24 protein-coding genes are annotated in these 23,688 nt (G+C 66.9%); 12 read left to right on the top strand and 12 right to left on the bottom strand.

What is annotated here, in order from left to right:
• Positions 1-72: 72 nt before the first annotated feature.
• Together RBB46_RS02245 and RBB46_RS02240 are read right to left on the bottom strand one after the other, a co-directional pair.
• The gene (locus RBB46_RS02245) at positions 73-1,104 is read right to left on the bottom strand and encodes a substrate-binding domain-containing protein (protein WP_306027216.1); all 1,032 of its coding nucleotides are present in this window, start codon (positions 1,102-1,104) and stop codon (positions 73-75) included.
• A gap of 111 nt (positions 1,105-1,215) precedes the next feature.
• Complete coding sequence (locus tag RBB46_RS02240; RefSeq protein WP_306027215.1) at positions 1,216-2,604, bottom strand: ATP-binding protein; 1,389 nt, start codon at positions 2,602-2,604, stop codon at positions 1,216-1,218.
• A 290-nt stretch (positions 2,605-2,894) separates the two neighbouring features.
• Between RBB46_RS02240 and RBB46_RS02235 the strand changes: the two genes are divergently transcribed.
• Positions 2,895-3,509, top strand: a complete 615-nt coding sequence (locus RBB46_RS02235; RefSeq protein ID WP_306027214.1) for a tetratricopeptide repeat protein — start codon at positions 2,895-2,897, stop codon at positions 3,507-3,509.
• Positions 3,510-3,515: 6 nt separating this feature from the next.
• Here RBB46_RS02235 and RBB46_RS02230 read toward each other — a convergent pair whose 3' ends face one another.
• From RBB46_RS02230 to RBB46_RS02205, 6 genes are all read right to left on the bottom strand, one after another.
• A complete protein-coding gene (locus tag RBB46_RS02230; RefSeq protein WP_306027212.1) occupies positions 3,516-4,226 on the bottom strand; it encodes a hypothetical protein in 711 nt (236 codons plus the stop codon).
• Positions 4,223-4,708, bottom strand: a complete 486-nt coding sequence (locus RBB46_RS02225; RefSeq protein ID WP_306027210.1) for an SRPBCC family protein — start codon at positions 4,706-4,708, stop codon at positions 4,223-4,225. Before RBB46_RS02225 ends, RBB46_RS02230 begins: the two co-directional genes overlap by 4 nt.
• Before the next feature lie 117 nt (positions 4,709-4,825).
• The gene (locus RBB46_RS02220) at positions 4,826-5,671 is read right to left on the bottom strand and encodes an ABC transporter permease (protein WP_306027209.1); all 846 of its coding nucleotides are present in this window, start codon (positions 5,669-5,671) and stop codon (positions 4,826-4,828) included.
• A complete protein-coding gene (locus tag RBB46_RS02215; protein WP_306027208.1) occupies positions 5,668-6,951 on the bottom strand; it encodes an ABC transporter permease subunit in 1,284 nt (427 codons plus the stop codon). The genes RBB46_RS02220 and RBB46_RS02215 overlap by 4 nt, the downstream gene beginning before the upstream one ends.
• Positions 6,952-6,955: 4 nt before the next feature.
• A complete protein-coding gene (locus tag RBB46_RS02210) occupies positions 6,956-8,071 on the bottom strand; it encodes an ABC transporter ATP-binding protein (RefSeq protein WP_306027207.1) in 1,116 nt (371 codons plus the stop codon).
• Between the two features lie 94 nt (positions 8,072-8,165).
• Positions 8,166-9,284, bottom strand: coding sequence for an extracellular solute-binding protein (locus RBB46_RS02205; RefSeq protein WP_306027206.1), 1,119 nt, complete (start codon positions 9,282-9,284; stop codon positions 8,166-8,168).
• Positions 9,285-9,630: 346 nt separating this feature from the next.
• Here RBB46_RS02205 and RBB46_RS02200 point away from each other — a divergent pair, with 346 nt between their 5' ends.
• From RBB46_RS02200 to RBB46_RS02165, 8 genes are all read left to right on the top strand, one after another.
• Positions 9,631-10,554, top strand: a complete 924-nt coding sequence (locus RBB46_RS02200; RefSeq protein WP_306027205.1) for an MBL fold metallo-hydrolase — start codon at positions 9,631-9,633, stop codon at positions 10,552-10,554.
• 131 nt (positions 10,555-10,685) lie between these two features.
• Complete coding sequence (locus RBB46_RS02195; RefSeq protein WP_306027204.1) at positions 10,686-11,393, top strand: HAD family hydrolase; 708 nt, start codon at positions 10,686-10,688, stop codon at positions 11,391-11,393.
• On the top strand, positions 11,390-12,109 hold the full coding sequence (locus tag RBB46_RS02190; protein ID WP_306027203.1) for an HAD family hydrolase: 720 nt from the start codon (positions 11,390-11,392) through the stop codon (positions 12,107-12,109). The genes RBB46_RS02195 and RBB46_RS02190 overlap by 4 nt, the downstream gene beginning before the upstream one ends.
• A gap of 145 nt (positions 12,110-12,254) precedes the next feature.
• Positions 12,255-13,877: a long-chain-fatty-acid--CoA ligase gene (locus RBB46_RS02185; RefSeq protein ID WP_306027346.1), complete on the top strand. Its 1,623-nt coding sequence runs from the start codon at positions 12,255-12,257 to the stop codon at positions 13,875-13,877.
• A gap of 104 nt (positions 13,878-13,981) precedes the next feature.
• Complete coding sequence (locus tag RBB46_RS02180) at positions 13,982-14,992, top strand: DUF1499 domain-containing protein (RefSeq protein WP_306027202.1); 1,011 nt, start codon at positions 13,982-13,984, stop codon at positions 14,990-14,992.
• 275 nt (positions 14,993-15,267) lie between these two features.
• Positions 15,268-15,414 (top strand): hypothetical protein, encoded by a 147-nt coding sequence (locus RBB46_RS02175; RefSeq protein WP_306027201.1) that lies wholly within the window; start codon positions 15,268-15,270, stop codon positions 15,412-15,414.
• A gap of 125 nt (positions 15,415-15,539) precedes the next feature.
• The gene (locus RBB46_RS02170; protein WP_306027200.1) at positions 15,540-16,514 is read left to right on the top strand and encodes a magnesium transporter CorA family protein; all 975 of its coding nucleotides are present in this window, start codon (positions 15,540-15,542) and stop codon (positions 16,512-16,514) included.
• Between the two features lie 5 nt (positions 16,515-16,519).
• On the top strand, positions 16,520-17,524 hold the full coding sequence (locus tag RBB46_RS02165; protein ID WP_306027199.1) for a methyltransferase domain-containing protein: 1,005 nt from the start codon (positions 16,520-16,522) through the stop codon (positions 17,522-17,524).
• A 2-nt stretch (positions 17,525-17,526) separates the two neighbouring features.
• Here RBB46_RS02165 and RBB46_RS02160 read toward each other — a convergent pair whose 3' ends face one another.
• Positions 17,527-18,072 (bottom strand): GNAT family N-acetyltransferase, encoded by a 546-nt coding sequence (locus RBB46_RS02160; RefSeq protein ID WP_306027197.1) that lies wholly within the window; start codon positions 18,070-18,072, stop codon positions 17,527-17,529.
• 201 nt (positions 18,073-18,273) lie between these two features.
• Here RBB46_RS02160 and RBB46_RS02155 point away from each other — a divergent pair, with 201 nt between their 5' ends.
• The 3 genes from RBB46_RS02155 to RBB46_RS02145 all read left to right on the top strand — a co-directional run bounded on the left by RBB46_RS02155 (position 18,274) and on the right by RBB46_RS02145 (position 20,039).
• On the top strand, positions 18,274-18,777 hold the full coding sequence (locus tag RBB46_RS02155; RefSeq protein WP_306027196.1) for an RT0821/Lpp0805 family surface protein: 504 nt from the start codon (positions 18,274-18,276) through the stop codon (positions 18,775-18,777).
• A gap of 128 nt (positions 18,778-18,905) precedes the next feature.
• Entirely contained in the window at positions 18,906-19,898 is a 993-nt protein-coding gene (locus RBB46_RS02150) for a J domain-containing protein (RefSeq protein WP_306027195.1), read from the top strand.
• 12 nt (positions 19,899-19,910) lie between these two features.
• Positions 19,911-20,039 (top strand): hypothetical protein, encoded by a 129-nt coding sequence (locus RBB46_RS02145; protein ID WP_306027194.1) that lies wholly within the window; start codon positions 19,911-19,913, stop codon positions 20,037-20,039.
• A 43-nt stretch (positions 20,040-20,082) separates the two neighbouring features.
• Here the strand turns inward: RBB46_RS02145 and RBB46_RS02140 are convergent, their stop codons facing one another.
• The 3 genes from RBB46_RS02140 to RBB46_RS02130 are packed head-to-tail and all read right to left on the bottom strand — an operon-like array spanning position 20,083 to position 23,526.
• Positions 20,083-20,946, bottom strand: a complete 864-nt coding sequence (locus tag RBB46_RS02140) for an NAD(P)-dependent oxidoreductase (RefSeq protein ID WP_306027193.1) — start codon at positions 20,944-20,946, stop codon at positions 20,083-20,085.
• Positions 20,947-20,977: 31 nt separating this feature from the next.
• Positions 20,978-21,733, bottom strand: a complete 756-nt coding sequence (locus RBB46_RS02135) for a crotonase/enoyl-CoA hydratase family protein (protein WP_306027192.1) — start codon at positions 21,731-21,733, stop codon at positions 20,978-20,980.
• 23 nt (positions 21,734-21,756) lie between these two features.
• Positions 21,757-23,526, bottom strand: a complete 1,770-nt coding sequence (locus RBB46_RS02130) for an acyl-CoA dehydrogenase (RefSeq protein WP_306027191.1) — start codon at positions 23,524-23,526, stop codon at positions 21,757-21,759.
• Positions 23,527-23,688: the final 162 nt, after the last annotated feature.

Below are 23,688 nucleotides of genomic sequence, written 5' to 3'. Positions count from 1 at the left end.
GGGCGCAATCCGGAATTCGGGATGGGAAGAAGGGGCGGCGACGTACGCCGCCCCTTCGCTATTCCGATTGGCTCAGTGCGTCAGCGTGGTTTCGGAAGCAACCGCTTCCTGCACCTTGGCCAGCTCCGGATCGGAGACGAGGCCGTACTGGGCAAGCGGACCGTCCGGGCCGGCCAGCTCGTCGGAAACGAAGAACTGGGCGAATTCCTTGAGGCCCGGAACCACGCCGATATGCGCCTTCTTGACGTAGAAGAAGAGCGGACGCGACACCGGGTACTCGCCCGAGGCGATCGTCTCGGTGGACGGCGTCACGCCGGCCATCGTCGCAACCTGGAGCTTGTCGGTGTTGTTCTCGTAGAAGGCGAGACCAAACACGCCGATGCCGTTCTTGTTGGCATCGAGACGGGCGAGCGTCTCGGTGTAGTCGCCGTCGATGTCAACCGAACGGCCGTCGGTGCGAAGCGACATGCACTTCTTCTCGGCGTCCTTCTCGGAGGCGCCGGCGTCGACCATGGCCTTCAGCGCGCCGCTGTCTTCGCAGCCCTGAAGGATGACCTTCTCCTCGAACACTTCGCGGGTGCCGTGCTTGGTGCCGGGAATGAAAGCCTGGATTTCCTGGTCCGGCAGGGCCTCGTTGACCTGCTTCCAGGAGGTCGCCTCGTTGGCGACGAGCTTGCCGTCGACGACGACCTCGGCGGCCAGCGCCTTGTACCAGTCGGTCGGCGTGAAGGTGAAGCCGTTGCCGTTGATGTCGGAGGCGAAGACGATGCCGTCATAGCCGATGCGGACTTCGATGATGTCCGTAACGCCGGCTTCCGCACAGGCCTTGATTTCCTTCTCGCGGATCGCGCGCGAGGCGTTGGCGATGTCGATCGTGTTCTCGCCCACGCCCGTGCAGAACTTCTTCAGGCCGGCGGAGGAACCACCCGACTCGACCACCGGGGTCGGGAACTCGGTGTTCTCGCCAAAGGCCTCGGCAACGATGGAGGCGTAGGGAAGGACCGTCGAGGAGCCGGCGATCTGGATCTGGTCGCGGGCAACGGCGGCGCCGGCGAAGGCGACCGAGGCGACTGCGGTCGCGCTGAGAAGAGCTTTGATGTTCACCTGATCTCTCCCTGGATTTCAGGATTAATAATTCGACCCCCCGCAGACTTATTCCTGCAAGGTCACGGGCACCCTAGTCCCGCCCCGTGATGCTTATATGAACGTTGAGTATCAGTTTTGTGACAGGCCAATAGACTGATCTGAAATGTTTTTTTCGCCGTCGACCGGCTCCTTGGCGAGAGCCGCCGCCGGGATTTTGACACTGAAGCAAGCCCCTTCGCCCGGTGTGCTCTCGATCTCCAGCCGCGCCTTGTGACGGGTCAGGATGTGCTTGACGATGGCAAGGCCGAGGCCCGTCCCCTTCATCTCGCGGCTGGTGGAGACATCCACGCGGTAGAAGCGCTCGGTCAGGCGCGGCAGGTGCTGCGGCGCAATACCGGGACCGAAATCGCGAACGGCCAGGACCCAGACGCCCGGCGCGTCGGCGCGCGTGGTCTCGCCGGCGGACAGCTCGATCTCCACCCGCTTGCCGGAGGCGCCGTACTTGATGCTGTTCTCGACGAGATTCTCGATCACCTCGATCAGTTCGTCGCGATCACCACGCACCATGCAGGGCGCTTGCGGCGTCGTCACCTCGACGGCGACCCCGGCCTCGTCGGCGACCGGTTTCAGGGCGTCGCAGGTGTGGCGCAGGAGCGGCGCAAGGTCGAGCACCGTCTCCGGCTGCACATGGGCCTTCAGCTCGATGCGCGACAGGGACAACAGGTCGTCAATGAGCCGGCGCATGCGGTCGCCCTGCTGCAGCATGATCGCGAGGAAGCGCTCGCGCGCCACCGGGTCGTCGCGGGCCGGCCCCTGCAGCGTCTCGACAAAGCCGGTCAGCGAGGCGAGCGGGGTGCGCAACTCGTGGCTGGCATTGGCGACGAAATCCGCGCGCATGCGCTCAAGCCGGCGCTGCTCGGTCAGGTCCTGGACTGTGACGAGAATGAAGCGAAGGGGCGCGGCGCTTGCCTCGGCCCCCTCCCCGCCCTGCGCCAGCGGGGCGACGAAAGCCTCCAGCCAGCTTTCCATCGGCACCCGCTCGCTCCATTCGATACGCTGCGCCGGACCGCCGGCGCCGACCTTGTCGAGCGCCTCCAGCAGGGCGGGAATGCGCAGCCGCATGGACAGCGGATCGCCGGGATGGGGATCGCCGAAACGGATGCGGGCGGCGCGGTTGACATAGCGGGTGATGCCGCGCCGGTCGACAATGAAACAGGGATTGGGGAGCGCATCGGAAAGATGCTTCATGCCGGTGTCCGGCCAGGGGGAGGTCTGGAGGGCCTGGCGCTGGCGGCGGGCAACGAGAAGCCGGCGGCGGGGCGCGAAGAGCGCGGCAAGAGCCATGAGAGCAATGCCGGCAAGCGCGGCCTGCAGCGTCACCGCAGCCTGCCACCAGGCCGCCGCGCCCAGAACGACGGCGACGCCAAGCACCCAGCGCTGCGCCACGAGGCGTGCGCGCAATTCGCCGACAAGGTTTCCGGCGGCCGGTGCCGGGCGGTCCGTGCTCTGATCGTTCATCTCAGCCTGTCGCCGCACATCGCTGCCGGGCTCCGCGTGTCGTTGTGGCCCACCCCCCTTGCATCACACTGGCGGCGGCGGTGCGCGACACGGATGCGGCAAAGGGGCGGAAACGGGCGCCCTGAATAGCACGGCGCGCATGACAGTCCCAAGACGGAAACGTTTCCGCGCGGGGTCTGCCCGCGCGGCGCCTTCCCCGGCCGGCCCGGCGATGCTATCGGGTGAGAAGGGCGAACGATCGGCGCCACGGCCCGTGATGGAGGTATTTTCCCGATGAAGGCAGTCACCGGATGACGCCCGCACAGGCTGCCGAAACGCTGCCGCGCGCGCTTGCCGCGCAGGACTGGCCAGGCGCGCGAAAGGCCCTTTCCCGGCTGCTGCGCGCCGATCCGGGAAACGCGTCCCTGCACTACAACCTGGGCCTCGTGCTACGCCGGCTGGAGCGCCCCGAGGAAGCGCTTGTCGCGTTCGACACGGCGCTGAAGCATGCGTCCGGCCACCTCAACGCGCTGTTCGAGAAGGCATCGATCCAGATGGAACTCGGACATATCAAGGAGGCGGAGGCGGGTTTTTCCGCCTATGCGGCGCAGGTCACCGACGATGCGGACGCCTGGCTCAACCTTGGCCGCCTGCGCCTGCGGATGGACCTGGCCGAGGCCGCGGCGGAGGCCTTCACCCGGGCGCGGACCTTGCGCAAGGACGACATGGAGGCTCGGATCGGGCTGGCGGAGGCCGGCCTCCGACTTGGGCAGGAGAGCGGTCTTGCCGACTTGCGCACGCTCCATGCCGAACAGCAGAGCCTGCGGCCGCGCCTGCTGAAGGCGATGAGCCAGGGCCCCAGAGGCCGCATTCCCCTGTCGAGCCGCCGGCTCACGGGCGCAGCGCCCTCCGGCGAAGCCTGCTGACCGCCCTCACTTTTCGCGCGGGGCGCGGAAGCTCTTGCGATATAGACCCGGATCGTCCTGCAATCCGTCCTGCACCTTGCCGTGGCGGGCAAGCTCGCCCGCATTCATCGCGCCGATGTCCAGTTCCAGCGCCTCGCGGCGGACCGGAAAACCCTGCGCCACCGGCGTGCCGGCGGGAAGCCGGCCGGAAAACCCCATATCGCGCCAGATTGCCGGAAAATGGACGAAGCCGTCGCGGTAGCGGTCGCAATCAACGAGACCGGCCAGCGTGCGGAACGGCAGGTCCTCGCGGTTGAGCGGATGGGTGAAGAGCAGCGAGATGCCCTCGGGCGCCGCCACCGTCCAGAAATTGGTGAACTTGATCACGAACTGCCCTTCCGGCAGCCCGAAGGGAACGCCGGTCGCCTGCTCGGGCACATGCAGGCCGATCGGCGAGCGGGTCTGGCGGGCGTGAGGCGCGGGCGGCGGCGACCAGTCCCAGGACAGTTCGCCATTGTCCACCATGACATCGGCGGCAAGGCGGAACATCACCCCTTGCGCCAGCGCGTCGATCAGCGGCGGGCAGTGCTTCAGCGTCCTCACTTCGGCGCCGCCCAGGGTCTCGCTGGCGACGAGCGAGGGAACCGCCTTGAGCCAGTCGGGCAGACTGGCGCGCGCGGCAACGGGCTCGGGTACATGGCCCAGCAGTTCCGGCAGGCAACGGAAGGAGAGCTTCATCGCGGCAAGGGTTTGCGCGCAGCCGCGGCGGCCAGCGCGTCAAGGCAGAAGGGCCAGCCCTGAGGCGAGGCCATCGCCGCGCGGTAGCCTTCCCCCGCCTCGCCATGGCGCAGGAAATCGCCGTGGGTCAGTTCCACCAGCGTACCGTCGGCCATGGCGCGGAACTCGACCATCACGCGGCTGGCGGCGGAAGGGTCGGCGATCAGCTGCCTGTCTGGCGAGATCTGCCAGGCAAGGCGCAGGAACAGCGGCGGCTCGATCGAAAGCACCGTCCCCCAGACGAGGCGGGCACCGCCCGGCACCTGCTCGGAACAGGCCCCGCCCAGGAAAGGCTCGATGGAAAGGTCGGCGGCGGGGTCGCGCGAGAAAGTGTAGTCGCGCGGCCACCATTCGCCGATCCGCTCGACGAAAAGATCGAAAGCGGCCTCGCGCGAAAGCGGCAGCGACCGGGTTACAACGATTGGGGTGTCCGCGTCGGACATGACAGCTCCCGGTGGACAGGTTGCAGGCGGCGGCCGGTGCGCGGCATGCCACCTGAAAAGGCAGCGAAAGGGTCGCAGGCATTGCCGTGCGGCGTCAACCGCCGCACGGAGGCAAGATCATGCGGGACGGGCCCGGCGCTTGGCCAGAACCCAGCTCGTCGCGGCGACGATGGTGATCAGCACGAAGATGACACCGATCACGTTGATCACCGGCGACAGGCCGAACCGCATGCGCGCGCCGATCTCGGTGACCAGCGTCCATTGCGGGCCGATTGCGAAAAAGGTCGTGTTGTAGTTCTCGATCGACTGCAGGAAGGCAATGACCGAGGCGGTGAGGACGGTGGGCATCAGGAAAGGCAGCGTGATGCGGCGAAAGACGAGGATCGAGGAGGCGCCGAGATCCAGCGCCGCCTCCTCCAGCGCCCGGTCCTGCCGTTGCAACCGGGCCATGAACATCAGCATGCAATAGGAGGCGATGAAGGCGGCCTGGGCGATCGTCGCGGTGAGCAGGCCCGCCTCGATGCCGAAGGCATCGCGCCAGAAGATCATGGTCGTCGCGCCGAGCACGATGCCCGGCGTCAGGATCGGCGAGACAAGCACCGTGTAAAGCAGGGTCGAGGCTCCGGAACTCAGCCGCGTCAGCACCAGCGCCCCGGCAAGGCCGAGCGGAATGGCGATGACGATGACCCCGGCGGCGATCTGCAGTGAATAGAGCAGGCCGGTGACGAAACGGGTGTCTCCCGGGAGCCCGGCGAACCATTTCAGCGTGAAGCCCTGCCAGTCGGTGACCGACGGCGTCGGGTTGGCGTTGAAGGCGGCCGCCACCATGAACAGCAGCGGCAGGAACATGTAGGCGAAGAAGACGAGCAGATAGAGCGACAGGATCGCGTCCGACCAGTCCCGTGCCTTGCGACGCGGGCCGGCGGTTGCATGCGGAGGGCTCTCGAGGGTCGCGACACTCATTTGGCGATATCCCTGATGCCGACCTTGAAGACGGCCATGTTGACGAGGACGAAGGCGATGCAGGCGACCAGCAGCGCCAGCGAATAGGCGGCGCCCTCGTTCCAGGAATCGGCCTCGAAGAAGCGACGGTAGATGACCTGCGCGAACCAGTCGGGATGCAGGCCGCGGCCGACGATCTCCGGCACGGCGATGGAGCCGGCGGACAGCATGAAGGTCATGATCGCCCCGACCGCGATGCCCGGCTTGGCATGCGGCAGGACGATGCGCCAGTGGATGCGCCAGGTGGCGCTGCCTAGATCGCGCGCCGCCTCGATCTGGTTGCGGTCGAGCGTCTCGATCGTGTTGTAGATCGGGAACACCATGAACAGCACATAGGCATAGACCATCACGGTGAAGACGGCGCCGTTGGAGGCGACAAAGCGAATGCCCTCCCCGGCCTGCATGTCGATGATCCCGAGGAAATCTAGCACGCCGTTGAGGATGCCGTTCTTCTCCAGGATCATCACCCAGGAGAAGATGCGCAGCAATTCGTTGATCGCATAGGGGATGACGAGGCCGAGCATCAGCAACGCAAGCTTGTTGGCGCTTCTCGCCGTCGCCGCGGCATAGGCGACCGGATAACACACGACGAAGGCCAGAACCGTCACGCAGAGCGCATAGAACAGGGTCGAGACGAAGATCCGGAAATGGATGTCGCTCATGTTGGTGAAGTTCTGGAGCGAGTAGGACTCGTTGATGCCGACGGCCGAATTGTTCGAGGATTCCTGCTCCTCAAGCCCGGCGAGGCGCGTCTGCAGATCGGCCTTCTCGGCCTCCAGCTCGGCGATGCGCGCCTCGATCTGCGCCGGCGGCAGGGTCGGGCTTGCGGACGGCGCGAACGGACTGGGCGCAACGCCCGGCGTCGGTGTCGGGGACGGACTCGGCGCAAGTGACGGGCTCGGGGTCAGCGACGGCGCAGCGGGAAGCGAGGGCGATGGCAGCGACGGCGTCAGCGACGGAGACGGCACGAGCCCGCCCGCCGCCCCGCCGGCGGGCGCGGAGGCGCCTTCCAGATCGCGACGCAGGTCGCGCAGGTCGGTGTCGATCTCGAAGACGCGCGTATAGGCACGGTCGATCTCCAACGACAGGGTCGCCGCCTCGCCGGCACGGTCGGTATATGTGAAGGCACGCTCGATCAGGCGCGCCTGCGGCAGCACGATGAGCAGCGCGATCCATGCCGCGGTGAGCAGCAGGAAAACGGCGGTCAGGCCCTTGCCATAGCTCCTGATCAGCGAGGCCATGGCGTCAGGCCCGCTCGGCAAGGGCGGACAAGGGCCGCATCACCAGCGTGTCCTCGGTGGAAAAGAGCAAGGTCTGCTCCTCGTCGGAACCAAGCCCGGCATCGCCGGTGTTGTGCAGGTTGACCTGGATCGCCTGGCCGGCGGCATCGAGATGCAGGTTGATGAGCGGGCCTTCCAGGTCGCGCCGCTGCAGGCGGGCGACAAGGCGGTTGTGGGCTCCGCCGCCAGCGGGCGCAACACCGTCCGCGCGGTTGCCGAGCCAGACCCGCTCGGGGCGCACCATGGCAAGCGCCTCCTCGCCGACCGCCAGCCCGTGCCGGTCGAGCCCCCGGAACGTGCCCAGCGCCGTTTCCACCTCGACCTGGCCGTCGGAGGTCGCGGTGACGCGCCCGGGAAAGACGTTCTGCTCGCCGACGAAACTGGCAACGAAAGGGGTCGCGGGACGGTTGTAGATGTCGTCCGAGGAGGCGACCTGCTCCACCACGCCGCGATTCATCACGGCGACCCGGTCGGACATGGTCAGCGCCTCGCCCTGGTCGTGGGTGATGTAGATGAAGGTGACGCCGGTCTTGCGCTGCAGGTCCTTGAGCTCGCTGCGCATGTGCTGGCGCAGCTTCAGGTCGAGCGCCGAGAGCGGCTCGTCGAGCAGCAGAACGGACGGTTCCACGGCAAGGGCGCGAGCGATCGCGACGCGCTGGCGCTGTCCGCCGGACAATTCGGTCGGCCTCTTCTCGCCCTGGCCGGTCAGCGCGACCATGGCAAGCAGTTCCTCGGCGCGCTGGCGCCGGTCCTTCTTCGACACACCGCGGGCCTCGAGGCCGAAAGCGACATTTTCCCACACGCTCATCAAGGGAAAAAGCGCCAGGTTCTGGAAGATCAGTGCGGTCGGGCGCGCATTGGGGCGGATGCCGGTCATGCTCTTGCCGCCGATGCGCACGTCGCCGGCGCTGGGGTCGAGAAAGCCGGAGACCATGCGCAGGATGGTCGTCTTGCCGCAGCCGGAGGGACCGAGAATGGAGAAGAACTCCCCGGCATTGACAGTCAGGTCGGTCGGCTGGACGGCGGTAAAGTCACCGAACCGCATCGACACGCCATCGAGAACGACGTCTTGTCCGTGCATAAGCCCCTCATTTTGCACGCGGGCGGGAGCGGCGCTCCCGCAACAGGATGCGGATCGCAGCTGGGTGCCGCGATCCGCCGGATCAGGTCACGCCTCAGGCGTTGGTGATCTTGTCGACATATTCCTGACGCAGCGTGGCGAACCACGGCGTGTCGGCCTGCCACCACCAGAGATTGGCGAGGTTGTCGGCATTGTAGACGTCGGCGAACTGGGCCTTGTAGTTGTCGCCGGCATATTCGGCAGCCCCGGCAACGGCCGAGTTGTAGCCGGTGTTCATGGCCAGCAGGCCCGCCATCGCCGGGTCGAGCATGGCGTTCAGGAACGCGTAGCCCTGGTCGACATTCTCGGCGCCGGACGGCACGCCCATGGAGTCCATCCAGGTGATGCCGCCTTCCTTGGGCATGCGGTACTTCCACTTGGCGTCTTCCCGGTTCAGCAGGAGACCCGTGGTGTCCCAGGTCTGGCCGATCGTGGCGCCGGCCTGCTTGAAGGCGTTGGTCGCCTCGGTGGCGTTGTTCCAGAACGCGGCGATGTTGGCCTTGCGCTCGATGACGAACTTGGCGCAGGCATCCCACACGCGGCGGGCATCATCCTCGGTCTTGTAGACGTCGAGCATGCGGTTCGACTTCACCTCGCCGATGGCGTCGAGGTAAAGGCCGACGCCCATGATCACCGACTTCTGGCGGAACGCGGCCTTGCCGGCGGCCTCCGGCGACCACATCGTGCCGTAGGAGACGTCATCGGCATTGAAGGCCGTGCTGTCGAGCGTGATTGCCTCGGTGCCCCAGTTGAACGGCAGCAGCATGCGCTTGCCGCGATAGGTGCCGCCAAGCTGGACACTGTCGCGCAGCATGGAGGGGATCAGCGCGTCGAGCTTCAGCTTGCTCTCGTCGAGCGGCGCCAGCAGGCCTTCGGGATAGTAGTTGTTGCCGTTGGTGATCGAGGGGAAGATCACGTCGAAGCCCTTGCCGCCGGCGGCCTTGAGCTTCTGCTCGGCCTCGTCGTTGGAGCCGTAGGTCGACAGGTTCACCTTGACGCCGGTGTCGCCTTCGAACTTGTCGATCATGTTCTGCTGGATGTAGTCGCCCCAGGCGAAAACATTGACCTGACCCGAGGACGCGAGCGCGTCGCCGGCCTTGAGGATGGCGGGTGCGGCAAGCAGTGTCGAAGCGGCTGCGGAGCCCTTGAGCACCGAACGGCGGGAAATGGACATGTCGGACCTCTCCGTTTCATTGGTTCTGTGAGCGGCAACGGTGTGGCGGTTCTCCTCCCGCGTCGCTCGCTCGGCCTTAGGTCAAATTGACAACGATAGTATGACATGGAGGGCACGCCGCCGACCGACAGGCCACGACGACGTGGAAAGGCGTGTCGCCCGGCCGCCACGTCGGCCTGCGCATGGCCGCCCCTTCATGCAGTCCCGACGTTATTTCCGCAGAAAAAAGGATGCAACCCAAAGATTAGCCGGCTGTGGAGCATTTTCCTGCCAGTCTGCGCGCTTGCCGGGAGCGCCCTTTTTCGTATAGGCAAAAGCGAAAATCAGACACGGATCGTCGAACGCCATGGTTTCCCTGCGACATGACCGCGATTTCGCCCCCCGATACGGCACTGCGGTGGAGATTTCGCAAGCGGTGCGCCGCCTGACCGCGCACAATCCGGGTCCGTTCACATGGCACGGCACCAACAGCTACCTGATCGGCCGCGACGAGGTGGCAGTACTCGATCCGGGTCCGGCCGACGCGGCGCACATGGAGCGGCTGGTGACGGCGGCCGGCGAGGGCCGCATCGCCGCGATCCTCGTGTCGCACACCCATATGGATCATTCCCCCGGCGCGCGGATGCTGAAGCAGATGACCGGCGCGCCGATCGTCGGCTGCGGCGCGCATCGGGCGGCACGGCCGCTGAACGCAGGCGAACGCAATCCGCTCGATGCCAGCGCCGACGGCGAGCACCGGCCCGACCGCGAGTTGGCGGAGGGCGACACGCTCGGCATCGACGGGCTGTCGCTGACCGCCGTCGAAACGCCGGGGCATACCGCGAACCATCTCGCCTTCGCGCTCGACGAGGGCGACATCCTCTTCTCCGCAGACCATGTGATGGCCTGGTCGACCTCGATCGTCGCGCCGCCGGACGGTTCCATGAGCGCCTACATGGCCTCGCTCGCCAAGCTGGCCGAGCGCGGCGACACGCGCTACCTGCCCGGCCATGGCGGCCCGGTCGAGGATCCCGCCACCTATCTCGCGGGGCTCGCGGCCCATCGAAAGGCACGCGAACAGGCAATCCTCGATCGCCTGACCATCGGCGCTCAGACGATCCCCGAGATGGTCACCACGATCTATGCCGATGTCGATCCCGCCTTGCACGGCGCTGCCGCGCTGTCCGTGCTGGCGCAGGTCGAATGGCTGATCGAACGCGGTCTCGTGCGCGCGGACGGGGAACATCCCGACACGCCAGTGTCACTGGCGAGCCTGCTTGTCACCTGCTGACGCCTTGCGGCTTTGACGAAAGGCCGGGAACGTGGCATTCCAATTTTTTGCTGCAGTTTCCCGAATGTCCGTGCCCGGCCGCAACCGGCGGGCGGACACAGCCTGACCTCCCTTCCGACGGACCGACCCCCATGCGCATCAAGGCCGTACTCTTCGACCGCGACGGCACGCTGACCGACTTCGACCGCACCTGGGGACCGGCGATCTCGCACGTGCTGCGCGATCTCGCCGGCGGCGACCCGGAAATCCTGCGCGTGCTGCAGGATCTCGCGATGTTCGACGTTGAACGCGCCTGTTTCACCGGCCCGTCCGTCCTCAAGGTGCAGTCGCCGGCCGACTATTCCGCCGGATGGGCGCAGGTGATCGGCGAGAGCGATCCGAAGGCGATGCTGGAGCGGATCGAAACGACGCTGCTGGAACATTGCGCCCGCACCGTCACCCCCTTTGACGGCGTTGTCGACACGCTCAAGGCGATCCATGCCGACGGCCTGCCGATGGGTATCGCCACCAACGGAACAGAAGCCTCGGCCCGCAAGCAGATGCACGCGCTCGGCCTTGGCGAGGCCTTCGGTTTCCTCGCCGGTTACGACAGCGGCCACGGCTCCAAGCCGGAACCCGGCCAGTTGCTCGCCTTCGCCCGCCACACCGGGCTGGCGCCGCAGGAAATCGCCATGATCGGCGACAGCCTGCACGACATGCATGCGGCCAAGGCCGCCGGCATGTTTCGCATCGCCGTCACCACGGGCGCCATCGAGCGGCCGGTGCTGGAAGCGGAGGCGGATGTCGTCATCGACACGATGGCGGAGCTGCTGCCGCTGGCGCTCGGACGGGCGGCATGACGATGGCGGCGATAGAAGCGGTTCTCTTCGACAAGGACGGCACGCTGATCGACTTCCAGGGCACCTGGGGGCCGACCTTCCACGTCTTGATGAGCGAATTGTCGGGCGGCGACATGGCGATCGCCGAGCGGCTGGCGGAGGCCGCGGGTTTCGACCTGCCGGCCCGGCGCTTTGCCCCCGATTCGGTGCTCGTCGCGGGCTCCAATGACGATATCGTCGACGCCTTCGCCGAGATCCTCGGGTTGCCAGACCCCCGGGCGCTTGCCGATGACATCAACGCCCGCATCGGCGACATGAGCCTGCCCTACCTGTCGCCTTTCGACGACCTGATACCGATGCTCGACCGGCTTGCCGTGCACGGGCTGGTGCTTGGCGTGGCGACCAACGATTCGGAAGCCTCGGCCCGCGCCCAGCTCGCGGCAATGGGCGTCAGCGACCGCTTTTCGGCGATCATCGGCTTCGACAGCGGCCACGGCGCCAAGCCCGGACCCGGCATGGTCACCGGCTTTTGCGAGGCGCTCGCCCTCGACCCCGCCTCGGTCGTCATGGTCGGCGACAGCGTGCATGACATGCATGCCGGGCGGGCCGCGGGCGCGCGCACGCTGGCGGTCACGACCGGAACCGTCGGCGCCGAGGTGCTGGCCCCGCACGCGGACCATGTGGCGACGTCGCTGAGCGAAGCGCTCGCCTGGATCGAAGCCCAGCGCGCCGGATAGGCCCTGGTCCCTTCCCCTGAGCCCCGAGCCCCGCGCATGACGCGCGCGCTGGACAGTGCCCCGGTTGCCGGTGCTATGCTCCTCCTCACAAGAAAAGCCTCGCCACAAGAGGCACTTGCCGGAGGAACACATGCAACAGCCCGTCATGCCAGGCCTGATGCAGGACTGGTCGCTGACCTGCACCCGGATTCTGGACCACGCCGCGCGCAACCACCCGGGCCGGGAAATCGTCTCGCGTTCCGTCGAGGGACCGATCCACCGCACCACCTATGCCGAGATGCATGCGCGCGCACTGCAACTGGCGAAACGGCTGCAGGCCGACGGTATCCGCGAGGGCGACCGGGTGGCGACGCTGGCCTGGAACACCTGGCGGCACATGGAGGTCTGGTACGGCTTGCTCGGCATCGGCGCCGTCTATCACACCGTCAATCCGCGCCTCTTCCCCGACCAGATCGCCTGGATCATCAATCACGCCGAGGACCGCTTCCTTTTCATCGACCTCACCTTCCTCCCGATCGTCGAAAAGATCCGGCCGCAACTTGCGAGCATCGAGAAGATCATCGTCCTGAGCGATGCGGCGCATCTGCCGGAGAGTTCCCTCGATCTCGTGCCCTATGAGGAATGGCTTGCCGAGAGCGACGGCGACTTCGCGTGGGTGGAGCTCGACGAGAACGCCGCCGCCGGCATGTGCTACACGTCCGGCACCACCGGAAACCCGAAGGGTGTCGTCTATTCGCACCGCTCCAACGTGCTGCACGCGATGGCCGCGTCGGTACCGGACATGCTCGGGCTCTCGGCACGCGACCGGGTGATGCCGGTGGTGCCCTTCTTCCACGCCAACGGATGGTCGCTCGCCTTCTCCTCGCCGCTGAGCGGCTCCGCGATGGTGATGCCGGGGCCGCGCATGGACGGCGAGGCGATCTGGGAACTGCTCGACAGCGAACGCGTGTCGCTGACCGCCGCGGTGCCGACCGTCTGGCTGATGTTGCTGCAATACCTGGAAAAGAGCGGCAAGGCGCTGCCCCATCTGGACCGCGTGGTGATCGGCGGATCGGCCTGTCCGCGTGCCATCACCAAGGCCTTCGAGGAGGTCTATGACGTTCGCGTCAAGCATGCCTGGGGCATGACCGAGATGAGCCCGCTCGGCACCGTCTGCGCGATCAAGGAGGAGGTCGCGGAGCTTGCCGGCGAGGCGATGCTCGACCTGCAGGAAAAACAGGGCATCGCGCCCTTCACCGTCGAGATGAAGGTGACCGGCGACGACGATGACGAACGCCCCTGGGACGGGCGCACCTTCGGACGACTGAAGGTGCGCGGACCGGCGGTCTCGCGCGCCTATTTCAAGGAGGAGGATGCCGCTGTCCTCGACGGCGAGGGGTTCTTCGAGACCGGCGACGTCGCCCATATCGATGCCCAGGGTTACATGCAGATCACCGACCGGGCCAAGGACGTCATCAAGTCCGGCGGCGAGTGGATCTCGACCATCGACCTGGAAAACCTGGCCCTCCTGCATCCGGACGTCGCCGAGGCGGCGGTGATCGGCATCGCCCATCCGCAGTGGGACGAGCGCCCCCTTCTGGTGATCGTTCCCAAGGATGGAACGCAGCCGGACAAGGCCTCGATCATGGCAGTGTTCGAGGGACGGGTCGCCAAGTGGTGGATGCCGAACGACGTGGAATTCGTCGACGAGATCCCGCATACCGCGACCGGAAAGATCAAGAAGACGGCGCTGCGCGAGCAGTTCTCGGGCTACGCCTTCGACGCGTAGCCAGGCGAACCGCCCCGCACAAGGCGGTTCGCAATTCCGTTCGCTCATGGTAAGCGGTTGGAGGCAAACGCGTTCGCCCGCACGTTGTGCGAAAGTTTGCATCCGTGTCCGTCGCCACAGGGATCTCCGCCCGCCGCATGCGCAAGGTTCTGCCCATCTTCCGGTCGCGGCTCGCGGCGGCAAGCGCCAAGAGCGGACGACTGGCGGTGCCGGTCCTGGTGATCGCAGCACTGGCGCATCGCGCCCAGTTCGTCACCACGCCGCAATTCCTCGTCCTGCTCGCCCTTGGCGTCCTGCTTGCCGCCTTTGCCTGCACCGCCGCGACGCTGGCAGCGCTCGCCCTGTGGCGGAAGGGCGGCACCGGCTGGGCGCAGGCGATCCGGGGTTTCGTCTACGGCGCACTGGCGCTCGCGCCCGTCGCCTTCTCGCTGCACGCCTTCGCCACCCATCCCCGGCTTGCAGACGTCAGCACCGACACGGCCAACCCGCCGGCACTGGCCGGCGGACGCGCGTTTTCCGGCGCCGCGCTGCAGGAGCGGGCCTATCCGGATCTCGTCACCCGCCGCTTCCGCATCGCGCCCGGCGACCTGCACCGGGCAGCGCTCCAGGTGGCCGACAGCAGCGGTTGGACCGTCACGGCCGAACTGCCGCCCGGCATGCCGGACGAGCCGACCCGGTTCCAGGCCGTGGCAACCTCGCTGATCTTCGCCTTTCGCGACGACATTTCGGTGAGGATCATGCCCGACCCGGTCGGCGCCCGCTTCGACATCCGTTCTGCCTCCCGCTTCGGCGAACACGATCTTGGCGCCAATGCCACCCGCATTCGCCATTTCCTGGAGGATCTCGACGCGGTCCTGATCGCCGCCTATGGCGCGATCGAGCCCGTCGAGGACGACACCGAATTGCCGGACCTGCCGCTGGCCGATCCGGACGCGCCGCCGCGCGAGGACGGTCCGCCGCCGCTTCCAGGCGCCAAACCGGAGGCGCAGAGCGCACCGGAAGAGGAGGACGGGGAGCAGACCGGGCTGCCGCAACTGGAGGAACTGCCGCCGGAGCTTTCGGAAATCTACGAGGGAGATCCGCTTCCGGCTCCCGCCACCGATGCCAGGCAATAGTGTTGTACACCGGCAACGCCACCCGTTGCAGCCGTGACACGCTCTCGATAACCCTTTGAAAACAAAAACTCGATGTCATTTTCTCGCGATTTCGCGGATAGGGGAAAACCCGCAAGCCGGCGTCCGGAAATCGCGAAAGGTTACAAGGCGATAAGAAGAGTTACTGGCGCCAACATGTTTCCTTGCGTCATCCTTAGTTTTGTCCAAATCGGAATGGATTTGTGCGCAATGCCAAAGGGAATGATCCCCGGCGCCACGAGTACCTGGACCCAGTGATGACCGCTAAAGTGACCCAAGCCGCCCCGACCGCCCCGCGCCCGAGCCTCGACGCGCTCTACAAGCCGGTGGGCATCAATGCCGTGACGGCGGCCAATATCTGCAAGACGGGCAAGGTCAAGGCGTCCGCGCCCAAGGCCAAGTAAGCACCGTCACACCTTTGACCGGACGGGCGGGGTCTCCGCCCGACACGGCTTTTTGCGGTAAATCCGACATGAATTCAGGCTAGATTTCCGGAACAGCCAACGCGACGTTCCGGGAGCTTTTCCTCATGATCACCGCCTATACGCTCGACGCCGGCAAGATTGTCGAGGTGCGCTGCTCGACCGCGGCACGCATTCCCGAACACGCCTTGTGGGTCGACCTTGCGACACCCACGCCCGACGAGCGGGCGCTGGCGGAGACGTGGATCGGCACCGAAATTCCCACTCGCGAGGAAATGGCGGCGATCGAGACCTCGGAGCGCCTCTACGAGGCGGACGGAGCGTTGATCATGACGGCGGTGATGCCGCTGATCGCCCGCAATCCCGACCCGAAGACCGCCTCGATGACGCTGGTCGCCACCAAGGGACTGCTGGTCTCGCTGCGCCACGGGGAGCCGGTGTCGGTCTCCGTCGCCGTACGCCGCATCCAGAGCGAATCGATCCCCATTCGCGGCGCGACGGATATTCTCTTCGTGCTCCTTGACGCCATCGCCGACCGGGCCGCGGACGTGGTCGAGGACTGCTCCAGCGCCTTCGATGCCACCGCCAGCGACGTGTTCGAGCGCGGGATCGACAGCCGCAAGAGTGCGCAATACAAGGCAACCATCCAGAAGATCGGCCTGATCGGCCTGAAGATCGCGCGGATGCATGATTCCTGCGCCAGCCTGGAACGGCTGTTCCTGTTCCTGTCGGTGCACGCCAAGACCATCGGCCTCACCGGCCAGCAGAAGACCGCGGCAAAGGCGCTGGGACGGGATATCCGCTCGATCCGCGAACATGCCTCCGGGCTCGACACGCGGCTCAACTTCCTGCTCGACGCAACGGTCGGCCTGGTCAACCTGGAGCAGAACCAGATCATCAAGATCTTCTCGGTGCTGGCCGTGGTGTTCCTGCCGCCGACCCTGATCGCCTCGATCTACGGCATGAATTTCGGCGATATGCCGGAACTCAAATGGGCCTGGGGCTACCCGTTCTCGATCGGCATCATGCTGGTCTCCGTGGCCCTCACCTTCCTTTACTTCCGCTGGAAGAAGCTGCTTTGACGCCGGTGGGCAATCCATTCACGCGGCTGCTGCGCCGGCTGCGCGACGCCAACATCCTGCCGCTGATCCACAAGCGCCGTCCCAGCCGGGGTCCGTGGTCGCGCACGGCGGTGAGGGAGAGGGGCGAGCGCCTGCCCTTGCGCGACAGGTTCGCGCCCGAATTCGTCCCTGGCTGCTACCGCGCCTTTTATCCCGCTCTCGCCTTGCGCAGCGATGCTGCGCTTGCCCGGCACTATGAGCGGCGCGGCCGGGCACAAGGGCGCGTCGGCGCGCCGCAGGCCCTGCGCCTCCAGTTCATCGACGCGTTGCAGACCCATGAGCCGGCGCTGGAGATCGGCGCTTTCCACCGGCCGATGCTGAAGGGAGCCAATACAAAACATTTCGACATCCGCACGCATGACCAGCTCGTCGCCTATGCAGCACAGATCGGCGAGGATCCCTCCGGCGTTCCACAGATCGACTTCGTCTCCCCGCTCGGCGACCTCTCGATCGTCGGCGAGCGCTTCGCCCTTGTCGCCTCCTCGCATGTGATCGAACACCAACCGGACCTCGTCGCGCATCTGGCACAAGTCGAGCGACTGCTGGAGCCCGGCGGCCTCTACGCGCTGATCGTCCCCGACTGCCGCTACTGTTTCGATCATTTCATCGCGCCCTCGACAATCGCCGATGCGGTCGCCGCCTGCATGGAAGGCCGACGGGTGCACGGGCTCGGCAAGATCATCGAGATGCGCGCGCTCACCACCCACAACGACGCTGTGCGGCACTGGCATGGCGACCACGGCGCGCCGGACAATGTGGCCGCCATGACCCGCGCGGCGATCGACGAGTGGGAGGCAAGCGCCGGCGGCTATGTGGACGTGCATGGCTGGCGTTTCACGCCGGAAAGCTTCCGCACCATCGTCACCGGGTTGAGCGATCTTGCCCTGACCGGACTTTCGGTTCACCGGGTCTACCCGACGCCCTACCGCGCCGGCGAGTTCTGCGCCGTGCTGGAAAAGCGCGGCGGCTGACTTCACGTGTCGGACGCCGCCCTCAAGCGCCTTCGATAGAGCGTGACCGGCGCGCCGCGATAGGTGGCCTCGGCATAGGAACGGAACCCGGCCCGCCGGGCGACCGCGATCGAAGGGGCGTTGTCGGGCGCGATCATGCAAGTCGCCAGTTCGCGGGGGATGTTGGCCGCCCCCCATGCGAGCATCGCGGCAACGGCCTCCCCGGCATACCCGAGCCCCTGACGCTCGGCGATCACCATCCAGCCGGCCTCCGCCGTGCCGTCAAGCGAGGGTTGCACGTCGCGCCGGAAGTCGATGAACCCCGCCTCCCCGACGAAACGGCCGCTGGCGCGCTCCGTCAGCGCCCAGTAGCCGAAGCCGAGAACGGCCCAGTGACCACGGGCCCGCAGCAGCCGGGACCAGGCCTCCTCACGGGTTTCAACGACACCGCCGACGGCAAGCCGCGGGTCGCTGCGCATGGCGAAGAAGACGTCGAAATCCTCCACCCGCAAGGCGCGCAGGCAGAGGCGTTCGGTCATGACTTCCGGAGCGCGGTCGAATGCTTGCATGGATATGCGCGGCCTTCCGATTCGTTTCGACCGGCCGGGCGCTTTGCCACCGGTGCGTGCAAGCTGCTGCCATAGCAGCCAAAACGGAAACGCTGAATCACTCCAGTTACAGTTTGTTAATCGGTTTCTCCGATCCTGTTGCAATGGCGCAACATCCTCACTCGCGAGGCAGTGCGCGGAAAGCCCCCAGGAGCCATCGCCATGACATCCCGGCACGGCATTGCGACATCCTTCGGACGACACGAGGCCAAGGTCGGCCTTCGCCGATGCGGCACCGCGCTTGCCCTTGGCCTGACGCTGTTCGCCGGAGCATGCGGCAGCGTGTCGATGCCGATGGGCAGCGCCGACCCGGAAACCCCGCTCGACCTGACAGGCTCCATCGACGGGCAGCAAAATCCCGCCGACCTGGATATCAGCGCGCAGGACCGCGCCATCATCGCCAAGGCGATCGCGACGGCGCGCGAGGACGGCATCGCCGAGCCGCCGTTCTCTTGGAACAATCCGATCAGCGGCAACTCGGGCACGATCATCGCCCTGGTCGACGACACGCCGACCAACGGCACCGGCTGCGCCCGCTTCGAAACGACCGCCAACACGATCGGCGGCGTGCGCGCCTACAATGGCGTCGCCTGCCAGGACCTGATGCGCGACTGGGCAGTGATCGGCCTAACCGTCAAGGACGGCAGCGACGACAGCGCAGGCTGAGGTCAGGACGGCGGCCTGCAAGGGCAGCCGGCAGGGCACTGGATTTTATTCCTATCAATTACCATATGGTTCCCGAGCATCGCGCGGGTGTATACCCGTGTCCACCATTCATCAGTGCGGTCTGAACCATGCGTGACCCCTATAGCGTCCTCGGCGTCGGAAAGTCTGCGAGCGAGGCGGAGATCAAGAAGGCGTTCCGGAAGCTCGCCAAGACGTGCCATCCGGACCAGAACGCCGACAATCCCCAGGCCAAGGAACGCTTCGCGGAGGCGAACCAGGCCTATGAGATCCTCGGCGACAAGGACAAGCGCGCGCGCTTCGACCGGGGCGAGATCGACGCCGAAGGCAAGCCGAAATTCCATGCCCACGGCTTCGAGGGTTTCGGCGACAACGACATCTTCCGTCAGGCGCGCGGCGCGCGCGGCGGCTTCGGCCAGGGCGGGGCGGCCGGCGGCGGCGCCTTCGACGACATCCTGAGCGACATTCTCGGCGGTTTCGGCGGCCGGGCACGTACCGGTGCAGGGGCCGGCGCGGGAGGCCCGGGCATGGGAGCGGGGATGGGCGGCGGACGCGCACCGACGCCCCGGCGCGGCGCCGACGCGCAGGTGACGGCACGTGTCACGCTCGAGCAGCTGGTGCATGACCACAAGGCCCGCGTGACGCTGCCCTCCGGCAAGGCACTGGACGTCAAGCTGCCGGAAGGAACGACCGACGGCGAGAAGATCCGGCTCCGGGGACAGGGCCATCCCGGAGAGAACGGCGGCAGCGCGGGCGACGCCATCGTCGAGATCCGGCTTGCCCGGCACCCGCTTTTCGTGCCTGCCGACGACGACCTGAAGCTCGACCTGCCGATCAGCCTCTACGAGGCAGTGCTCGGCGGCAAGGTGCGGGTGCCGACGCTCGACGGAGCCGTCAATCTGACGGTCGCCGCGAACGCGCGTGCCGGCAAGACCATGCGGCTGAAAGGCAAGGGCCTGCCCAACAAGAACGGCGGCCGGGGAGACCTTCTGGTGACGCTGCGCATCGTCCTGCCCGAGGAAGAGGACGAGGAGCTGGCGACGCTGATGCGGGCCTGGAAGGAACTGCGTCCCTACCGGCCGCGCGGTCCGGAATTCGACTGACCGGACCGGCCGATGGCGGATCGCAACGACACGTCACGCAAGACCCGCAAGGATCTGCATCCGGTGTGGCGCCTGCTTGCCTTTGCCGTTGCGGCCGGCGCCTTCCTCGGCGCGCTCTTTTGGAAGGCCATGGGCTGGTAGGCCGCCACCCGCCTTCCGCGCACTCGTCAGCGCGGCCGAAGCTTCACCCCCTGGAAGGCCCCAGTGCCGCTGGCGCCTCGCTTTCGTCGGGCACGAAGAAATCCGGCATCAAGGGCATCGACGGATCGACCCGGTAGCGGTCGAAATCGGTGACGCCGCGCGAGGCGAGGAAGCTGTCGTCGATCAGGAAATTGCCGGTGAACTCGCGCGAGGGACTGGTGAAAATCTCCCAGGCAGCATCGGCCAGGATTTCCGGTGTGCGGCTCTTCGAAACCATGTCGTCGCCGCCGATGAGGTTGCGCACAGCGGCGGTGGCAATGGTGGTGCGCGGCCACAGGGCGTTGACGGCGATGCCCTTGCCGCGCAGTTCTCCGGCAAGGCCCAGCACCGCGAGGCTCATGCCGTATTTGGCGATGGCATAGGGGGTAAACGGGGCGAACCACTTCTCCTGCATGTCCAGCGGCGGCGACAGCATCAGGATATGCGGATTGTCGGCGCGCGCCAGATGCGGCAGTGCGTGTTTCGAGCAGACCAGCGTGCCGCGCGTATTGATCTGGTGCATCAGGTCGAAACGCTTCATGTCGGTCTGGGCGAGCGGCGTCAGCTGGATGGCGCTGGCGTTGTTGACGAGAATGTCGATCCCGCCGAAGGCCTCCACCGTGCGCGCCATCGCCTCCGCCACCGTCTCCTCATCGCGCACGTCGACGATCAGCGGCAGGGCGCGGCCGCCGGCCGCCTCGATCTCCGCGGCGGCGGTGTAGATCGTACCCTCCAGTTTCGCATGCGGCTCGGCGGTCTTCGCCGCGATGGCCACATTGGCCCCGTCACCGGCGGCGCGCAGGGCAATCGCCTTGCCGATGCCGCGCGAGGCGCCGGTGATGAAGAGCGTCTTTCCCTTGAGCGACATCTGGTCGATCCTCCCGATGGCGGCACCCGGCTCAGCCGGCCGGCCGCGCCCTGTCCATGAATGCGGTGAAGGCGGCCCGGGCTTCGTCGGAGGCAAGCCGCTCGGAAAAGAGCCGGATCTCCTCCTCCATGCGGGCGCGCAGTTCCGTGCGGTCACCGACCAGCAGGGCGCGTGACAGGCGCATGGCCTCTGCCGGCTTGGCGGCGATCGCCTGCGCAGCGGCCAGCGCACGCGGCTCGAGCTCCTCCTCCGAGACGATGTGATTGACGAAGCCGGCGGCCTTCGCCTGCACCGAATCGAAAGGCTCTCCGAGGCAGAGCAGCTCGAAGGCGCGGGCATGGCCCATGGCACGCGGAGCCAGCAGGCTGGCGCCGGCCTCCGGCACAAGTCCAAGGTCCAGGAACGGCGTGCGGAACACGGCGCGCGGGCTGGCGAAGACCATGTCGCAATGGAAGAGCAGCGTCGTGCCGACGCCGATGGCGAGCCCGTCGACACCGGCAACCATCGGCTTGTCGCACTGCGCAAGCGCGCGAAGGAAGCGCACCACCGGCGCATCCTGCATGCCCCCGCCGGACATGGCGAAGCCGAGAAAATCGCCAATGTCGTTGCCCGAGGTGAAGGCTCCAGGCACACCCAGGAGGAGATGGGCGCGGATCCCCTCGTCCGTGTTGCCGGCCTCCAGCGCGCCGGCCAGCGCCTCGTACATCTCGCCGGTCAGGGCGTTTTTCTTCGAGGGCCGGTTCAGGCGAACCACCTGCACCGCGCCGTCGCGTTGGACCTCGATCATCCCGGCTCCTTTCAGCTCAGGCCTCAGGCGGCCGGATCATAGGCAAGCACCGCGTCGGCCGCGGCGACCACCTGTTCCTTCAGTGCCCCCGTCTCGGCGAGATGGGCGGCGGCGAAGTAGCGGGCCAGAAGCAGACGACGAGCAGCGGCGGGCGACTGCTCTCCCCGGCAGGCGAGCGCGCCCTTGACCAGCATGGCGCCGCCATAGGCGATGCCCATCAACCGCAGGAAGGGCGTCGCGCCGGCCAGCGCCTCGCTCTGGCGCCCCTCGCCCAGCGCCTCCAGCATCCACTCGGCGGCCTCCGACAGGCACGCCAAGGCCCGCTCCAGCCGGCTGCCCGCATCGGCAAGCTCCGACCCGGCGCCGCGCGCCTCCCGTGCAATCGCCGAAAGCTCGGCGATCAGGCCGCGAATATGGTCCCCGCCGGAGAGCGGCAGCTTGCGGGTGACCAGATCGATCGCCTGAATGCCGTTGGTGCCCTCGTAGATCGGCGCGATGCGCGCGTCACGCAGGTGCTGGGCGGCGCCCGTTTCCTCCACATAACCCATGCCGCCGTGGACCTGGACGCCGAGCGAAGCGACCTCGACACCGATATCGGTGGACAGCGCCTTGGCGATCGGGGTCAGGGTCGCGGCCCGCTCGCTCCAGTGGGTGCGGGCATCGGCATCGCCGGCGAGCCGCGCCATGTCGATCGCATGCGCGTTGGTGAAGCAGGCGGCGCGGGCGATCTGCGTCCAGGCCTGCATGGCAAGCAGCGTGCGGCGAATGTCGGGATGGCCGGCAATCGGGCTCATCCCCTCGCCGGTGTCGCCGGCAACGCGCCCCTGGCGGCGCTCGTTCGCATAGGCAAGCGCCTGCTGGGTAGCGCGCTCGGCCACGCCCAGGCCCTGGATGCCAACCGACAGGCGGGCGTTGTTCATCATCGTGAACATGCAGGCGAGGCCGCGGTTCTCCTCGCCGATCAGCCAGCCGACGGCACCGCCCTCATCGCCATAAACCATGGTGCAGGTGGGCGAGGCATGGATGCCAAGCTTGTGCTCGATGCCGGCGCAGCGCACGTCGTTGCGCGCACCCAGCGATCCGTCGGCGTTGACGAAGAACTTCGGAACGAGAAAGAGCGAGATGCCGCGCGTGCCGGCGGGTGCATCCGGCAGGCGGGCGAGCACCAGATGGACGATGTTGTCGGTGAAGTCCTGCTCGCCGAAGGTGATGAAAATCTTCTGGCCGAAGATGCGATAGGTGCCGTCGCCGACCGGCTCGGCGCGGGCGCGCAGCGCGTTGAGGTCGGAGCCCGCCTGCGGTTCGGTCAGGTTCATCGTGCCCATCCACTCGCCGGAGACGAGCTTTGGCAGATAGGTCTCCTGCAATTCGCGGCTGGCGTGCTTTTCAAGCGCCTCGACCGCGCCCATGGTCAGGGTCGGGCCGATGGCGAAGGCCATGGAGCCGGAATTCCACATCTCCAGCGCCGCCGCATGCAGCATCATCGGCAGGCCTTGGCCGCCGAATTCCGTCGAGCCGGTGAGCGAGTTCCAGCCGCCGTCGGTCCAGGCGCGATAGGCATCCCGCCAGCCCGGCGGCATGGTGACCTCGCCGTTTTCCAGTTTCGCGCCGACACGATCGCCAGGTGCGTTGAGCGGCGCGATCTCCTCGGCCGCAAAGCGCCCCGCCTCCTCCAGGATCGCGTCGACCAGATCGTCGGTCACCTCCGCGTGGCCCTCGTGGGCAAGCACGTCGGCAAGGCCCGCCACATGCTTCAACGTAAAGGCGATCTCCGAAACGGGGGCACGGTACATGTTTCACTCCCTGGCAGGCGCTGGCCGGCGGCTTGACGAAATGCGGCACAGGCCGCAGAACCGCCGGGCATTTTTGATTGGGCGCGAGGATGGTCTGTGTTGACGTAAACGTCAATCGGTGACGTTGCGGCATACGCTTCCCCGCTTTGGACCCCGGCCCCT

This window comes from Stappia sp. MMSF_3263 (assembly GCF_030733745.1).
Classification (GTDB): Bacteria; Pseudomonadota; Alphaproteobacteria; order Rhizobiales; family Stappiaceae; genus Stappia.
Note: the sequence above shows the minus strand (reverse complement) of the source record. Positions and strands in the feature narration are given on the sequence as shown.

Coding starts and splice junctions, on each gene's coding strand:
- RBB46_RS02190 (WP_306027203.1), top strand. CDS start 11,390: ATGACGATGGCGGCGATAGAAGCGGTTCTCTTCGACAAGGACGGCACG.
- RBB46_RS02150 (WP_306027195.1), top strand. CDS start 18,906: ATGCGTGACCCCTATAGCGTCCTCGGCGTCGGAAAGTCTGCGAGCGAG.
- RBB46_RS02205 (WP_306027206.1), bottom strand. CDS start 9,284: ATGTCCATTTCCCGCCGTTCGGTGCTCAAGGGCTCCGCAGCCGCTTCG.
- RBB46_RS02135 (WP_306027192.1), bottom strand. CDS start 21,733: ATGATCGAGGTCCAACGCGACGGCGCGGTGCAGGTGGTTCGCCTGAAC.
- RBB46_RS02225 (WP_306027210.1), bottom strand. CDS start 4,708: ATGTCCGACGCGGACACCCCAATCGTTGTAACCCGGTCGCTGCCGCTT.
- RBB46_RS02160 (WP_306027197.1), bottom strand. CDS start 18,072: ATGCAAGCATTCGACCGCGCTCCGGAAGTCATGACCGAACGCCTCTGC.
- RBB46_RS02235 (WP_306027214.1), top strand. CDS start 2,895: ATGACGCCCGCACAGGCTGCCGAAACGCTGCCGCGCGCGCTTGCCGCG.
- RBB46_RS02155 (WP_306027196.1), top strand. CDS start 18,274: ATGACATCCCGGCACGGCATTGCGACATCCTTCGGACGACACGAGGCC.
- RBB46_RS02175 (WP_306027201.1), top strand. CDS start 15,268: ATGACCGCTAAAGTGACCCAAGCCGCCCCGACCGCCCCGCGCCCGAGC.
- RBB46_RS02230 (WP_306027212.1), bottom strand. CDS start 4,226: ATGAAGCTCTCCTTCCGTTGCCTGCCGGAACTGCTGGGCCATGTACCC.
- RBB46_RS02215 (WP_306027208.1), bottom strand. CDS start 6,951: ATGGCCTCGCTGATCAGGAGCTATGGCAAGGGCCTGACCGCCGTTTTC.
- RBB46_RS02240 (WP_306027215.1), bottom strand. CDS start 2,604: ATGAACGATCAGAGCACGGACCGCCCGGCACCGGCCGCCGGAAACCTT.
- RBB46_RS02140 (WP_306027193.1), bottom strand. CDS start 20,946: ATGTCGCTCAAGGGAAAGACGCTCTTCATCACCGGCGCCTCGCGCGGC.
- RBB46_RS02130 (WP_306027191.1), bottom strand. CDS start 23,526: ATGTACCGTGCCCCCGTTTCGGAGATCGCCTTTACGTTGAAGCATGTG.
- RBB46_RS02200 (WP_306027205.1), top strand. CDS start 9,631: ATGGTTTCCCTGCGACATGACCGCGATTTCGCCCCCCGATACGGCACT.
- RBB46_RS02220 (WP_306027209.1), bottom strand. CDS start 5,671: ATGAGTGTCGCGACCCTCGAGAGCCCTCCGCATGCAACCGCCGGCCCG.
- RBB46_RS02145 (WP_306027194.1), top strand. CDS start 19,911: ATGGCGGATCGCAACGACACGTCACGCAAGACCCGCAAGGATCTGCAT.
- RBB46_RS02170 (WP_306027200.1), top strand. CDS start 15,540: ATGATCACCGCCTATACGCTCGACGCCGGCAAGATTGTCGAGGTGCGC.
- RBB46_RS02195 (WP_306027204.1), top strand. CDS start 10,686: ATGCGCATCAAGGCCGTACTCTTCGACCGCGACGGCACGCTGACCGAC.
- RBB46_RS02210 (WP_306027207.1), bottom strand. CDS start 8,071: ATGCACGGACAAGACGTCGTTCTCGATGGCGTGTCGATGCGGTTCGGT.
- RBB46_RS02185 (WP_306027346.1), top strand. CDS start 12,255: ATGCCAGGCCTGATGCAGGACTGGTCGCTGACCTGCACCCGGATTCTG.